This window comes from Herbaspirillum sp. Her4 (assembly GCF_057961335.1).
In genome coordinates this window covers 3,660,172-3,673,802 of the sequence record NZ_CM176330.1, presented here as the reverse complement: position 1 = coordinate 3,673,802, position 13,631 = coordinate 3,660,172, and the positions used below count along the sequence as shown (strand labels likewise).

Sequence of the window (13,631 nt, the reverse complement as noted above, 5' to 3'; positions counted from 1 at the left end):
TTCCTGGGCGGCCGGTGCATGCCGGCCGCTTTTTTATTTGATGAAGGGAGAACCATGATGAGCAATCGCTACAACCAATTGAAGGTCGCCGTGCTGGTGACCGATGGCTTCGAGCAGGCCGAACTGCTGGAACCGAAAAAGGCGCTGGAAGCCGCCGGCGCGACGGTCCACATCCTCTCCGACAAGAGCGACAGCGTGCAGGGCTTCAAGCACGTGGACAAGGGCGAAGTGGTCAGTGTCGATGGCAGCCTGGATAGCGCCAATCCGGCTGATTATTCGGCCGTGCTGCTGCCGGGTGGCGTGGTCAATGGCGACGCCATGCGCCTGCTGCCCGAAGCCCGCAATTTCGTGCGCGCCGCCAATGATGCGGAAAAACCCATTGCCTCCATCTGCCATGGCGGCTGGCTGCTGATCTCGGCGGGCATCGCCAAGGGGCGCACCGTGACCAGCTGGCCCAGCTTGCAGGATGACTTCAAGAATGCGGGTGGCCAGTGGGTCGACCAGGAAGTGGTGCGGGACGAAAACTTCGTGTCCTCGCGCAAACCCGCCGATATCCCGGCCTTCAACAATGAATTCATGAAACTGCTGGATGAGCAGCAGCGCCGTGAACAGCGCCAGCAACCCGCCGACGCTGCAGGCGATGGCTCCATCTCTGCCGGCGGCTCCTCCAAACCGCAATTGTCGGAGAAAGGCAGTGCCCCGGCCGCACCGCCCAACCATGAAAGCGAAGCCTTTGCGGTCGCCCATGGCGAATCGGCGCAAAGCGATGGTTAAGCACGGTTTCAGGCTGATATGAAGGAAAGTGAAAATCGAGGGCTAGCCCCTCGATTTTTTATGGCCGGGCGACGGGTTGGCTCTGAAGCGCGCGCCTGTTGCGTGAAGGAATTGACCAAAACTGCCAGCCCTGAAAACGAGCATGCCGCCCGGACCACGCCGGACGGCATTGGCACCACCAAGGATGCCAGGCAAATGGCCGGCATCCATCGGCGGCCTAACCCCTCTGTTCCGCTTGATGCTTGTGCATGGCTTCGGCGAGCAGTGCCAGGGCAGCCTTCTCGGCCGCTTTACGTTTCTTGCAGATACGCACCGGTTGCGCACCGAGGTCCAGCAAATCCATATGCCAGAGTTCATCGATACGGGTATCGATGTAGGCGACGTATTTGTGCTTGTCCAGCTTGGTGACACGCGGCATGAAATGACCGGCTTGCTGCTGTTCGACGGAGCGGGCGAAGTGTTTCATGGCAAGTCTCCTGGGCACACGGGCGTGAGGGGGGGACGGCATGACAGGGGGCGGGAGTGAAGCTGACTACAGCTTAGTCGATCAACGCCGCAAGGGAAGGTTTATTTCATTTGCAGTGCTGATCGACTGAAGGGATGACGATTATTTCTTGGCGGCATCCACGGTTTTCTTCAGGTCACGGCCCATCTGCAGGTGTTCCTGCAGGCCCGGCAGCGTCTTGGCGGCAAAAGTCTTCACATCCGGATCTTGGGCTTCCTTGGACGACTTCTGGAACAGCTTGACCGCATCTTCATGTGCAGAGACACCAATCATGCTGGCATAGCGCTTGTCGAAGGTATTGCCCTTGAGCTTTTCCAGGATGGCGATCTTGGCGCGCTGGGCCATGCTCGGTTCGGCAGGCAGCGTGACATCCTTGCTCGAGGCCAGTTGCTTGAGTTGCTCATCCACCGTGGTGTGCTGGTCGATCATTTTCTGGGCGTAATCCTTGACGGCCTGGTTGCTGCTCTTTTCGAGCGCGATCTTGCTGGCTTCGATTTCAGCGTGGCCGGCTTCGGCGGCGTTGGTCATGAAGCTCTTGTCCTTGCTGTTCACGGACTCGGCCGCTGCATTGAAGGAAAAGGCGGCCCCGGCGATCATCAGGACGCCGGCCCCGATCAGGCGGCGGCTGGCACAGGTGTGCGGGCGGGATTGAATATTCTGCGTACGTTGCATGAAAGGCTCCTTGTCGTGTGGATGATGGATCAGCTTCTGCCCCATTCGGGGCTGCCATGTTTTCACTGTAGTCAGGAAGCGCGGCGGCTTGCATCAGACAGCGCCAATGACCGATGTAAGAATCGATGAGCCGCATGGCGCCTGGCTCTCTCGTGACTCACTGCTGTCGGCGGCGATTGCGCAGATACAGCACCTGGCCCAGCAATGCGGTGAAGAGCAGGAACACATTGGAGACCACGAACACCCAGTCCCCTTGCAGGACGCTGTAGGCGACGAAGCCGGTAGAAGCCGCCAGTTGGCCCGCAAAGAGCCAGTGCGAGACCCCCTGGGTGGAGCGGCTGCGCCACTGTTCATAGACTTGGGAGGAAATGGTGAACAGAAGGATGAGGGTCGCGCCCCAGCCGATGAGGTCGGTGATTTGATCGGACATGATGGTCGATATGAGCCCGTGAAGGCCCGGCAAGCGAATGGTGTGCCGATGGTGGACCAAGCCGGCAGCGGCCACAGTCGGCCAGCGCCGCGAGGCGGTGTAGGAAGTTTCCCCGGCAGCCCTGCAACGCAGGTCGGCGCATTCGCACGGGCCTGCGCGAATTGGCCGACCCGACAAAGGGCGCATGTGGCATTGCGGCATCGGCGTCACTTCCCTAGTCTGGAGTGGAAGTCGGGATCCCCCTTTACAGCCATTTCCATCCACTCAGGAGGTCAACATGCACGCTACCCGAACCATTGCCGACGTCATGACACGCGGTGCCCATACCTTGAGCCCGGATGATTCCGTCATCCGTGCCGCCCAGGCGATGGAGTCACTCGACGTAGGCGCCCTGCCCGTCTGCGATGCCCAGCACAATCTGGTCGGCCTGGTCACCGACCGCGACATCGTCCTGCGCGCCGTAGCCCGCAATCGTCTTTCCGAGAGCCTGCCGCTGACCGAGGTAATGAGCCACGAGGTCCTGTGGTGCTACGAAGATGAGCCTGTAGATGATGTGCTGGACGATATGGTGCAGCGCCAGATCCGCCGCCTGCCCGTGATGGACCGCCAGAAGAATCTGGTCGGCATGGTGAGCTTGGGCGACGTCGCCGCCAAGACCCAGAATCGCGGCGTGGGCAACGCACTGGCGGAGATTTCCTTGCCCGCTGCACCGGTGCGTCCGGCACAGGAAGTGTCGCCTTCTGGCGACTTCGAATTGCCGGAAGTGCGCAATAGTGACATGCACGAGGTCAATATCGGCCACAACTAGTACTGGCGCGGCTTTGCGGGGCATCTGAAGAGACGCGCTGTAGGTGTTTTCCTACGCGTTTATTGGACACTGTCCGATCTTCTTTTTTGCGCTGCATCGCTACTATGCATCTCAACGAACTCGAAACCGAGGACCCCACATTCCGATACGAACGTCCCCCTCCGTCGTGTCATGAATACAGTCCATCCCCCATCGGTTTATCCCCACGAGTCGTTTTCATAAGCAGAAATTCTCCGGCGATTCCCCCGATCCCCGGCGTCTTATATCCCTCCCCCTCAGGCCGCCTCCCCAGGCGGCCTTTTTTATCTTCATGTTTATCCGCATTGGTTTCTTCACCTGAAGAATGGTTCGCATGGTTCGCATGGTTCGAATGATTCAGTTGCCCTGTCCGGCGATAAACGCCAGAGCATCGGCATAGGCCAGTTCGCTGGTCGTGCGCAACATCGGGCAGACATGGGTGGAGACCGGCTCCTGCGGCGCTTGCGGGGAAGCGCCGATGAGTACGATGCCGCGAAAGCCGCCTTCCTCGGATTGCTGCACGCCTGGCTGCATGACCGGTGCTCCTTGCGCATCGGCCACGGGGCCGCTCAGTTCGCCCAGATGGTGACCGCCGGGAATGTCGATGGGAATGCTCATGGTGTGCTCCTCTGTTCAAGGTGAAAGACCTGGCAGGAAGAAACCTGTGCGGCCCGCGCCACTGACGCAGGTCAGGCAATGCAGCCTCTTTCCCCGCGCCGGGCCAGGAAGAAGTATTCTTGTCAGCATAAGAAACACTGAAGGCAAAGGCAGCAAGAAGCCACCGGCACTCTGCGTAGGAAGCGGCGAAGATGAGTCTCTCCGGGGGGACAGGAGAGGCAGACGTTGCGCAGGGGTGGCTGGGGGATGCTGTCGCCTGGGGTGCTTGCCTCTCTGTCTGGAACCGTCATGCCCATCAATTACCTGCGCCGTCTGACCAGTCCGGCGCGCACCGATCTCTCCAACCGCCATCTGGGGCGTTCGCTGGCCTTCATCGCCGGCGCCGTCAATGCAGGCGGTTTCCTGGCCGTGGGCCAATACACCTCGCACATGTCGGGCATCGTCTCCTCGCTGGCCGACAACCTGGTGCTGGGGGAAACCCTGCTGCTGGTGGCCGGCGCCAGTGCCTTGCTGTCGTTCCTGCTGGGAGCGGCCTGTTCGGCGGTGATGATCAATTGGGCGCGGCGGCGCGGCCTGCACAGCGAATACGCCATGCCGCTGATGCTGGAAGCCATGCTGTTGCTGTGTTTTGGCATCCTCGGCAGCAATCTGGAAAATCACCGTCTGCTGTTCGTGCCGGTGACCGCGGCCTTGCTGTGCTTCGTGATGGGTCTGCAAAATGCCATGATCAGCAAGATTTCGCGATCAGAGATCCGTACCACCCACGTCACGGGCCTGGTCACCGACATCGGCATCGAGATCGGCAAGATGTGCTACTGGACCCTGGCCCCCCGCCAGCCCCATGAGGCGGTGACGGAAGATCCCGTGCCGGGTGCGCGGCGCAAGTTCATGCTGCTGTCGTCCTTGCTGCTGATGTTCTTCCTGGGGGGCGTGACGGGTGCTTTTGGCTTCAAGGCGCTGGGCTTCCTGGCGACCATGCCGCTGGCAGCCGCATTGTTCCTGCTGGCGCTGGTGCCGATGATGGATGATCTGGCACGCAATTGAAGCCTCCCATCGGAGGCGGGCTGCAGGCAACAAAAAAGGCGCTCAACGCGCCTTTCGTTTTATTGTTATCGACTAGGTGCACCGCCCGGTTCCTGAAGCCAGTGGAGCGCAGGGTCCTTCGTTGGAACGGCTGCCTGATGCGATCAGGGTCCTGGTACGGCGGCTGAGTCTGCCTGAGGTAGCCGCTGGGGCCGCTTTCTCAGCCTTGCTGCTGGGGATTGCTGTCCGACTGCTGCGGCTGCTGGGCGCCATTGCCCTCTTGCGGCGTGCTCTGGTTCATTTGCGGCTGGGCCGATGCACTGGCGCCATTGCCACCATTGCCGTTCTGAGCAGCGGCGGCCGCGGCGGCATTCTTGCGGCCATGGCTGTTCAGACCACCCTTGCGTCCGGCTTCCCGGGCTTCGGCGGAGGTGAACTCATGGGCGGCACCCTTGGCGTGGGCGGCCTTGCCTCCCATGCTGGCGATCTGGCGCTGTTTCTCCCTATCCATGGCGGCGAAGCCGCGATTGCTGTTCCCCGGATTTTGTGAATTTGCCATGTGTGACTCCTTGTCTTGGATGATCGAATGGAGCAGACATTTGTCATTCGCCGCCCTCTTGCTCTGCGCGAGCATGCAAATGACAACCCAACTTTTGTCCACATCTGCAGTGTAGAAAGCCTCACCGATCCTCACTATCGGAAGAGCTCTTCTGCCAAGGTCAGCAATGGCTGTCAGACATGTAGGAAAAACTGAAGATGAGCTTCCATTTTCGGTATCAATTGCTGATGGATCAGCAATCTTCGGCATTGCCTTCAGGAAATTGCACGTGATTGGAAGCCCAAAGGCAGTTTTTTTCACACCTCAAAACAATTACTGTATATTTATACAGTCTTTGCTTTTACCCGCACTTTATTGCTGTTTCGCATCCTCGTTTTCTTGCCATGTTGACATCCAGCTCTCCGGTCCCTCGTCCGGAAATCATCCACCCCTCGCTCTGGCTGGCCTCCCAGCTGGCGCGCGGTGGTGCGCGCGGTGTCTCCAGCGGATTCGAGGCGCTGGATGCCGAGCTGCCCGAACGCGGCTGGCCGCCCGGGGTGCTCATCGAGCTGCTGCTGCCGCAGGACGGCGTGGGCGAGCTGCGCCTGTTGCGCCCGGTACTGGCGCGTGCGCCCGCCACTGCCCGGCGCCCGCCGCAGGCTGGCCGGATCGCCCTGCTGCAGGCCCCACACCAGGTCAATGCCCCCGGCTGGGCGCATATGGGGGTGGAAGCATCACGGCTGCTGCAGTTGCAGGCCGATCATGCGGCCGACGCCTGCTGGGCTGCCGAGCAGGTCTTGCGGGCCGACAGTTGCCAGGCCCTGCTGATGTGGCAGCCGCGCTTGCGCAAGGGCGATCATGACCTGCTGCGACGCCTGCATGTGGCGGCGCAGGCCGGTCAGACGCTGTTCTTCATGCTACGGCCGCTGTCCTGCGCGCGCGAGCCTTCCCCCGCACCCCTGCGGCTGACGCTCAAGTCAGCGCGCGACGGGCTGGAGATCGGTTTTCTCAAGCGCCGCGGCCCGCTGCGCGAACAAAGCCTGTTTCTCCCTTTGCTGCCTTCACCGAATTTGCAACGCCATGTCACCCCTGTGGATCGCCGTACACCTGCCACTGCTGCCGCTGGAAGTCTTCCGTCCGAACTGGCTGGATGAGGCAGCGGCCGTGGTCTTCGAGCGTGATCGCGTATCCGCCCTGACGGCACCGGCGCGCGCGCTGGGCGTGCACGAAGGCATGCGGCGTGGCGGCGTGCAGTTGCTGGCACCGCAAGCGCATCTGAATGAGCGGGATATCCTGCGGGAGCAAACCACCTTGCAGCAAGCCGCCCTGGCCCTGCTGCAATACACGCCCCAGGTCACGCTGGCCGAAGAGGCCTGCATCCTGCTGGAAGTGGGCGCCAGCCTGCGCCTGTTCGGCGGCATCCGGGCCCTGTGCCGCAAGATCCGGGTGACCATTGCCCGGTTGGGACTGTCGGCCACCCTGTCCTGTGCCGTCACGGCGACCGGGGCCTGGCTGCTGGCACGCTATGGCTACGTGCGCACCCTGAGCCACCATTCCCTGCAGCGCCGACTGGACCGTCTCCCGGTGGTTCTGCTCACCGCCGCCCGTGCCCATCTGGAATGGCTGCACGGGCTGGGCTGCCGGCAGCTGGGCCAGGTGCAGCGCCTGCCCCGCGCCGGCTTGCAGCGCCGCTGCGGCAAGGAATTGCTAGGCATGCTGGACCGCGCCTATGGTGCCGCACCCGAAGTGCATGACTGGATCGTGGCACCGCCAACCTTCCAGGCCCGGGTGGAGCTGCCGGACCGCATCGAGCACACCGACATCCTGGCCGCCTATGCCCAGGGCTTGCTGGCTCAGCTGGCCGGCTGGCTGACGGCACGCCAGCTGGCCATCAAGAAGCTGCGCCTGTGGCTGGAACATGAACGCGGACGGCAGGCAGTGGCGCCGACCGAGCTGCAGGTAGCGCTGTCGGTCCCGGCCTGGCAGGAAGACCACCTGCACACCCTGGTCAAGGAAAAACTGGCCCGTTCCTCCCTGCCCGCCCCCGCCATCGCCCTGGGGCTGGCCGCCGATGAACTGGAAAGCCAGCACGCGGCCAGCGAGATGCTCTTCCCCGAACCCGGCGGCAGTGCCGAGGATCATCAGCGCCTGCTGGAACTGCTGGTGGCGCGTCTGGGCGCGGACAAGGTGCAGCAGGCCGCCCCGCGCGCCGATCACCGGCCCGAGATCGCCAACCGCTGGTGCAGCGTGATGCAGAGCCCCGCCAGCCTGCCGGCTGCCCTGAACACCGATGCGGCACGATTGCCGCCGCGTCCGCTGTGGCTGCTGGCCGAACCCTTGCCCTTGCGGATGCAGCAGCACAAGCCCTTCTATCGCAGTGCGCTGGAATTCACTTCGCCGCCCGAACGCATCGAAGCCGGCTGGTGGGAAGGCCGGCCATTGACGCGCGACTACTTCACGGCGCGCGATGCCAGCCATGCCTATTACTGGATCTTCCGCCAGTGGCGCGGCGGCGAGTGGTCCGACGAGGAGCCGCAGTGGTTCCTGCACGGCCTGTTCGGCTAGGAGCACGGCATGCAAGCTTCCCTGCCCTTGGGCGTCCCCCAGACCGGCCTGCCCGACTATGCCGAACTATATTGCCGCACCAACTTCAGTTTCCTGCAAGGCGCCTCGCATGCACAGGAACTGGTGGATCGTGCCATCGAACTGGGCTATCGCGCCCTGGCCATCACCGATGAATGCACCATGGCCGGCGTGGTGCGCGCCCATGCCGCCTGGATGGAACAGATCCATCGCGGCAAGGCCAAGGATTTCAAGCTGCTCATCGGCAGTTGCTTCCGTTTCACGGCCTTGAAGGAAGATCCGGCCCAGCCCCTGGCGAAGATGACCCTGGTGGGGCTGGCCAGGAACCGCGAAGGCTATGGCAACCTCTGCGAACTCATCACGCTGGCGCGCACCCGTGCCGAGAAAGGCAGCTACCTGCTGTCGCCGGAAGACCTGAGCCAGCCGCCGCCCGCCCTGTCGCACCTGCGCACCCTGCCCGATTGCCAGCTGATCCTGGTGCCGGACTACCCGGCCGATGAAGAAACGCTGGATGCGCAATTGCGCTGGTTCACCCCGCTGGCCCCCGGCCGCTCATGGGTCGGCATGACGCGCCTGTACCGTCCGCTGGACGACCTGCACCGCGCTGCCATCGATGCCGCAGCACGGCTGCACGGCCTGCCGCTGGCGGCGGTGGGCGATGTGCAGATGCACCAGCGTTCGCGCAAATACCTGCAGGATGTGGTCACGGCCATCCGCGTCGGCAAGCCGGTGCAGGAATGCGGCCTGGCCCTGGCCCCCAATGCCGAACAGCACCTGCGGCCACGCATGCGGCTGTCGCTGGTGCACAGCCCGGCGACCTTGGCCCAGACCCTGGCGGTGGCGGCCGGCTGCCAGTTCAGCCTGGCTGAACTGCGATATGAATATCCTGACGAACTGGTGCCGCTGGGCATGAGCCCGGCCGACTATCTGCGCCAGGAAACCTTGGCCGGGGCCTTTAAACGCTATCCGCAAGGGATACCGGGCGAGGTGCGCTCGCAGATCGAGATGGAATTGTCCCTGATCGCCCAAAAGGAATATGAAGCTTATTTCCTGACGGTGTACGACCTGGTCAAGTTCGCCCGTTCACGCGGCATCCTGTGCCAGGGGCGCGGCTCGGCGGCCAACTCGGCGGTGTGCTACTGCCTGGGGGTGACCGAGGTCGATCCCACCTCCACCCGGCTGCTGTTTGCCCGCTTTATCAGCGAAAAGCGCGAGGAACCGCCCGACATCGACGTGGACTTCGAGCACCAGCGCCGCGAAGAAGTGATCCAGCACATCTACCGCAAGTACGGCCGCCGCCGCGCCGCGCTGGCGGCCGCCGTGCACAGCTACCGGCCGCGTGGCGCCCTGCGCGAGGTCGGCAAGGCACTGGGTGTGGATGCGGCCATCGTCGATACGGTGGCCAAGTCGCAGCACTGGTTCGACAGCCGGGAAGAATTGCTGGCCCGCTTTGCCGAAGCCGGGCTGGACCCGGAACTGCCGCAGATCGGCCTATGGGCCAGCATCACCGGCAAGCTGCTGCGCTTCCCGCGCCATCTGTCGCAGCACACCGGGGGCTTCGTGATCGCGCGCGGGCAGTTGTCGCGGCTGGTGCCGATCCAGAATGCGGCCATGGAAGAGCGTTCCGTCATCGAATGGGACAAGGATGACCTGGAGTCACTGAAGCTGCTCAAGGTCGACGTCCTGGCGCTGGGCATGCTGACCGCCCTGCGCCGCTCGCTGGAACTGGTGAGTTTGCGGCGCGGCCTGCCCCAAGTCATGCAGATGTACGACATTCCGCGTGAAGATCCGGCCACTTTCGACATGATCTGCAAGGCCGATACCATCGGCGTGTTCCAGATCGAAAGCCGCGCCCAGATGAGCATGCTGCCGCGCATGCAGCCGCGCACCCAGTACGACCTGGTGGTGCAGGTGGCCATCGTGCGGCCGGGGCCGATCCAGGGCGGCATGGTCCACCCCTACCTGCGGCGGCGGGAATTGGTGCGCAGCGGCGGCAGCTTCGACTATCCGGACAACACCAGCAAGAGCGGCAAGATCAGGAAGGTGCTGGAGCGTACCCTGGGCATCCCGATCTTCCAGGAGCAGGTGATGGATGTGGCCATCGAGGCTGCCGGGTATTCCCCCAGCGAAGCCGATGACCTGCGCCGCTCCATGGCCGCCTGGAAGCGCAAGGGCGGCATGGGACCGCACCATGAACGGCTGGTGCTGGGCATGACCGACAATGGCTATTCACGTGAATTCGCCGAGAGCATCTTCAACCAGATCGAGGGCTTCGGCGAATACGGTTTCCCCGAAAGCCATGCCGCCAGCTTTGCCCTGCTGACCTATTTCAGCAGCTGGCTCAAGTGCCACGAGCCGGAAGCCTTCTTGTGCGGCCTGCTCAACAGCCAGCCCATGGGCTTTTACTCGCCCTCCCAATTGATCCAGGATGCACGCCGGCATGGGGTCAAGGTCCTGCCGGTGAACGTCTTGCGCAGCCGCTGGGAATCCATTCTGGAGCTGGACCCCGCCGGGCAGGCGCGTCCGGCCGTGCGGCTGGGCATGAGCCTGCTGCGCGGCATGCCCGAACAGGCGGCGCAGCGTATCGAGCAGGCCGGGGCCGAACGCCCCTTTGCCGATGTCGATGACCTGGCCCGGCGCGCCGGGCTGGACCGCCACGCCCTGCAAGCGCTGGCAGCGGCCGATGCCTTGCGCGAGCTGGCCGGACACCGGCGCGCTGCGCTCTGGCATGCGGTGGGCGCAGTGCCCGACCGTGACCTGCTGCGCACGGCACCGCGCGGTGATGACGCGGTCCAGTTGGAAGCACCCGGCGAAGGCGACCAGATCGTCGACGACTACCGCGCCATGAATTTGACGCTGCGCCGCCATCCGCTGGCGCTCTTGCGCCCGACCTTGCAGCGGCGCCGCTTCATGAGCGTGGCCGACCTGAACACTTTGCAGAACCGCCAGTTCGCCTGCTGCTGCGGCATCGTCACTGTGCGCCAGCGGCCGGGCACGGCCAAGGGAGTGATCTTCATGACGCTGGAGGATGAGACCGGTTCGGCCAACGTGATCGTCTGGCCTTCGGTGCTGGAACGGCAGCGCAGCGAGGTCTTGAATGCGCGCTTGCTGGGGGTGTATGGCAGCTGGCAGTGCCATGGAGAAGTGCGCCACCTGGTGGCAGGACGGCTGGAAGACTGGAGCCATCTGCTGGGGGAGCTGCAGCCGCGCAGCCGGGATTTCTTCTGAAGCTGCCCTGTAAGGCAGCGTCCGGATCAAGCCGCCAGCGCCATCCGGAAAGCATTGCGCCCTTCGCTCTTGGCACGGTACAGGGCCAGGTCGGCTTCGTGCACCAGCGCATCCCAGCTGCTGGATTGGCCCGGTGACAGCACGGCCAATCCGACGCTGATGGTGACTGGTTGTCCATGACCGAAATCGTGGTTGCGTACGGTTTCCAGCAGATGCTGGGCAATCTGGCGTGCCTGGGCTTCCGACCAGTCCGGGAAGACCGCGCAGAATTCTTCGCCACCGTAACGGCCCACCATGCCGCCCTGGCAACAGTGCTCGCGCAGCAAGGCGCCGATGTCAGCCAGCACCCGATCCCCGACCAGGTGGCCGTGGGTGTCGTTGATGTCTTTGAAGTGATCCACATCGATGAAGGCCAGCGTCAGGACCCGCCTGCCCTGCACGGCCCGGGCCAGCGCCTCTTCGCCACAGCGCACCAGCTCGCGGCGGTTGAGGGTGCCGGTCAGTTCATCTTCGGTCGCCAGCCGCTGCTTGTCGGCCAGCAGCCGTTCGAAGTAGATCATCATCAACGAGACCGACAGCAGCAAGGTACCGCTGATGGGAATCAGATAGATCAGGCCTACACCCAGACTGCTCATCTCGGGGGGCATGAACAGTTCTGGATGCGACAGCGACAGCAGCAGCCGGCTCACATGGGTGGCGCTGAGGATCAACAAGGCCACGATGCCGATCCAGCGGCCAAAGGTCCAGCGTGGATAGCGCGCGACCAGCGGCCCGGACAAGCCCTTGAAGAATTCAAGCAGCACCAGGCAGAACACCACCTGCATGCCGCCCACGGCGAGGTAGGCACGATGGGTGAAATCGGCGCCGCCGATCAGCAGCGCGGTAAAGCTGACGGCGTAGGCGATCAGCAGCATCCAAGGCCAGTCGCCCGACTGGCGCTGGTAAAAGCTGCGCAGTCCGCACCAGGCAACGATGCCGGAAGAAAACACCAGCGTATTGCCCAGCAACAAGCCGAGCGGCCGCAGGCTGCCAGCCAGCCCGGCATACACTGCAACGGTAACGCAGATCCCCAGTGCCGAGAACACGCCCGAGAGCGCCCACAGCCGCGTGAAGCGCTCTGACGGCGTGCTGATGAACAGGCCGGTCATGATCACGCCACTGCAAAACTGTACGATGGCCAGCGCAATGCTGGCGGTGAAAGGATTCATGCGGATTCGCTTGCCCTTGCGGGCAGGTATAGAAGGCATCGCGGCAAGCGATGCGGAGGATGCGCCCCTCAGCGCATCGGCGGCATCCTCAGTTGGCTTGGGGCTCGAGGACGGCCAGGGTCGTCGCCAGTGTAACCGAAGGCGCCAGCTCAGCAGTGATTTTCAGCAATTCATCAAAAAATCTGAACTTTTAAGCTCAAAAAGACGGCGCTTGTTCAATTTTATTCACTTTATTAGCGTGGTTCATGTACGTTCCAACAGCCGGGTATGTCCCCACTGGCCGGAACGGCACAGCGCATCGGTCACATCCAGCACCAGTCGTTCCACCGCAGCCGCCGCGGTGGTCAGCGGGATATTGCGCGAGGCGCACAGCACCAGGGTGCGCGAGATCTGTTCGCCGGCAATGGCATGGGCGACCATCTCGCCGCGCTCGATGTCGGCCAGCAGCGGCGCCACCGGCAGGATGGTGGCGCCGATATCGGCCAGGATGGCCGATTTGAGGATGGCCACCGAGTTGATCTCGATGACGTTATCCAGGCTCATGCCCTGGCCGCGCACCAGGCTCTCGATGCGCGGGCGCACCCCATGGGCCAGGCCCGGCAGGATCAGCGGGGCTTCGATGGCCTTGGCCAGCGGCACGCCCTTGCGGCCTTTCACCCCATAGCGCGACTTGGCGCGGGTGATGTACATCATCTCTTCCTCGATCATGGGCGTGGCTGCGAAGGACGACAGCTGGCCATCGTCAAACAGCACCGCCAGATTGATGCGGCCGGATTTCAACTGGGTGATGAGGTTACCGGTCAATTCCTCGGTCAGTTGCAGGGTGATCTCGGGGTAGATCGAGCGCACTGCATTGAGCAGCGGCAAGGCCAGCGCATTGGAGACACTCTGCGGAATGCCCAGCGCCACCGTGCCGGAGGGTTTGTCGGTGGACTGCGCCACGGCCTGCTTGGCATCCTGCACCTGTTTCAAGATCGCCAGCGCGTGCTCATAGAAGACCTTGCCGGCATCGGTAGCGATGACCCCTTGGGCCGAGCGATGCAGCAATTGCGCCGCCATCTCGTCCTCCAGCTGGCGGATCTGCTGGGTCAGCGCCGGCTGGGCGATGTGCAGCACACGCGCCGCGCGTGAGAGCGAGCCGTGATCGACGATGGCCACGAAGTAGCGCAGTTGGCGTAATTCCATGCGAAGAGCTTCCTGCTGGACGATAAGTAGTTAACTAAATT

Annotated in this window: 12 protein-coding genes and 1 pseudogene; 6 read left to right on the top strand and 7 right to left on the bottom strand. The window is 63.3% G+C overall.

What is annotated here, in order from left to right:
* Positions 1–57: 57 nt before the first annotated feature.
* Positions 58–606: pseudogene (locus ACWFUC_RS16625) on the top strand (type 1 glutamine amidotransferase domain-containing protein); the annotation flags it as partial.
* A 385-nt stretch (positions 607–991) separates the two neighbouring features.
* On the opposite strand, the gene ACWFUC_RS16620 reads toward ACWFUC_RS16625, so the two are convergent.
* From ACWFUC_RS16620 to ACWFUC_RS16610, 3 genes are all read right to left on the bottom strand, one after another.
* Complete coding sequence (locus ACWFUC_RS16620) at positions 992–1,240, bottom strand: hypothetical protein (protein ID WP_121040142.1); 249 nt, start codon at positions 1,238–1,240, stop codon at positions 992–994.
* A 141-nt stretch (positions 1,241–1,381) separates the two neighbouring features.
* Positions 1,382–1,951, bottom strand: coding sequence for a DUF4142 domain-containing protein (locus ACWFUC_RS16615; RefSeq protein WP_121040376.1), 570 nt, complete (start codon positions 1,949–1,951; stop codon positions 1,382–1,384).
* Between the two features lie 157 nt (positions 1,952–2,108).
* The gene (locus ACWFUC_RS16610; protein ID WP_489625446.1) at positions 2,109–2,381 is read right to left on the bottom strand and encodes a SemiSWEET family transporter; all 273 of its coding nucleotides are present in this window, start codon (positions 2,379–2,381) and stop codon (positions 2,109–2,111) included.
* Positions 2,382–2,658: 277 nt separating this feature from the next.
* Between ACWFUC_RS16610 and ACWFUC_RS16605 the strand changes: the two genes are divergently transcribed.
* Positions 2,659–3,189: a CBS domain-containing protein gene (locus ACWFUC_RS16605; RefSeq protein WP_034329987.1), complete on the top strand. Its 531-nt coding sequence runs from the start codon at positions 2,659–2,661 to the stop codon at positions 3,187–3,189.
* Positions 3,190–3,564: 375 nt separating this feature from the next.
* Here the strand turns inward: ACWFUC_RS16605 and ACWFUC_RS16600 are convergent, their stop codons facing one another.
* Complete coding sequence (locus tag ACWFUC_RS16600) at positions 3,565–3,825, bottom strand: hypothetical protein (protein WP_252696111.1); 261 nt, start codon at positions 3,823–3,825, stop codon at positions 3,565–3,567.
* Positions 3,826–4,113: 288 nt separating this feature from the next.
* Between ACWFUC_RS16600 and ACWFUC_RS16595 the strand changes: the two genes are divergently transcribed.
* On the top strand, positions 4,114–4,869 hold the full coding sequence (locus ACWFUC_RS16595; RefSeq protein WP_034336803.1) for a YoaK family protein: 756 nt from the start codon (positions 4,114–4,116) through the stop codon (positions 4,867–4,869).
* Between the two features lie 199 nt (positions 4,870–5,068).
* Here ACWFUC_RS16595 and ACWFUC_RS16590 read toward each other — a convergent pair whose 3' ends face one another.
* The gene (locus ACWFUC_RS16590; RefSeq protein ID WP_034336800.1) at positions 5,069–5,407 is read right to left on the bottom strand and encodes a KGG domain-containing protein; all 339 of its coding nucleotides are present in this window, start codon (positions 5,405–5,407) and stop codon (positions 5,069–5,071) included.
* A gap of 383 nt (positions 5,408–5,790) precedes the next feature.
* On the opposite strand from ACWFUC_RS16590, the gene imuA reads away from it, so the two are divergent.
* Genes imuA through ACWFUC_RS16575 form a run of 3 tightly spaced genes read left to right on the top strand, consistent with a single transcriptional unit; the run spans position 5,791 to position 11,197 of the window.
* Positions 5,791–6,540 carry a translesion DNA synthesis-associated protein ImuA gene (gene imuA, locus ACWFUC_RS16585; protein WP_489625445.1) on the top strand — a complete coding sequence of 250 codons (750 nt, stop codon included), beginning with the start codon at positions 5,791–5,793 and terminating at the stop codon, positions 6,538–6,540.
* Entirely contained in the window at positions 6,467–7,951 is a 1,485-nt protein-coding gene (locus ACWFUC_RS16580) for a Y-family DNA polymerase (protein ID WP_489625444.1), read from the top strand. Before imuA ends, ACWFUC_RS16580 begins: the two co-directional genes overlap by 74 nt.
* Positions 7,952–7,960: 9 nt before the next feature.
* The gene (locus tag ACWFUC_RS16575) at positions 7,961–11,197 is read left to right on the top strand and encodes an error-prone DNA polymerase (RefSeq protein ID WP_489625443.1); all 3,237 of its coding nucleotides are present in this window, start codon (positions 7,961–7,963) and stop codon (positions 11,195–11,197) included.
* A gap of 26 nt (positions 11,198–11,223) precedes the next feature.
* On the opposite strand, the gene ACWFUC_RS16570 is transcribed toward ACWFUC_RS16575, so the two are convergent.
* Complete coding sequence (locus ACWFUC_RS16570; protein WP_489625442.1) at positions 11,224–12,405, bottom strand: GGDEF domain-containing protein; 1,182 nt, start codon at positions 12,403–12,405, stop codon at positions 11,224–11,226.
* 243 nt (positions 12,406–12,648) lie between these two features.
* Entirely contained in the window at positions 12,649–13,590 is a 942-nt protein-coding gene (locus tag ACWFUC_RS16565) for a LysR substrate-binding domain-containing protein (protein WP_121040118.1), read from the bottom strand.
* Positions 13,591–13,631: the final 41 nt, after the last annotated feature.

Bases quoted from the DNA above. Each gene is read 5' to 3' on its own strand.
- ACWFUC_RS16620 (WP_121040142.1), bottom strand. From the start codon at position 1,240: ATGAAACACTTCGCCCGCTCCGTCGAACAGCAGCAAGCCGGTCATTTC.
- ACWFUC_RS16615 (WP_121040376.1), bottom strand. From the start codon at position 1,951: ATGCAACGTACGCAGAATATTCAATCCCGCCCGCACACCTGTGCCAGC.
- ACWFUC_RS16610 (WP_489625446.1), bottom strand. From the start codon at position 2,381: ATGTCCGATCAAATCACCGACCTCATCGGCTGGGGCGCGACCCTCATC.
- ACWFUC_RS16605 (WP_034329987.1), top strand. From the start codon at position 2,659: ATGCACGCTACCCGAACCATTGCCGACGTCATGACACGCGGTGCCCAT.
- ACWFUC_RS16600 (WP_252696111.1), bottom strand. From the start codon at position 3,825: ATGAGCATTCCCATCGACATTCCCGGCGGTCACCATCTGGGCGAACTG.
- ACWFUC_RS16595 (WP_034336803.1), top strand. From the start codon at position 4,114: ATGCCCATCAATTACCTGCGCCGTCTGACCAGTCCGGCGCGCACCGAT.
- ACWFUC_RS16590 (WP_034336800.1), bottom strand. From the start codon at position 5,407: ATGGCAAATTCACAAAATCCGGGGAACAGCAATCGCGGCTTCGCCGCC.
- imuA (WP_489625445.1), top strand. From the start codon at position 5,791: ATGTTGACATCCAGCTCTCCGGTCCCTCGTCCGGAAATCATCCACCCC.
- ACWFUC_RS16580 (WP_489625444.1), top strand. From the start codon at position 6,467: ATGTCACCCCTGTGGATCGCCGTACACCTGCCACTGCTGCCGCTGGAA.
- ACWFUC_RS16575 (WP_489625443.1), top strand. From the start codon at position 7,961: ATGCAAGCTTCCCTGCCCTTGGGCGTCCCCCAGACCGGCCTGCCCGAC.
- ACWFUC_RS16570 (WP_489625442.1), bottom strand. From the start codon at position 12,405: ATGAATCCTTTCACCGCCAGCATTGCGCTGGCCATCGTACAGTTTTGC.
- ACWFUC_RS16565 (WP_121040118.1), bottom strand. From the start codon at position 13,590: ATGGAATTACGCCAACTGCGCTACTTCGTGGCCATCGTCGATCACGGC.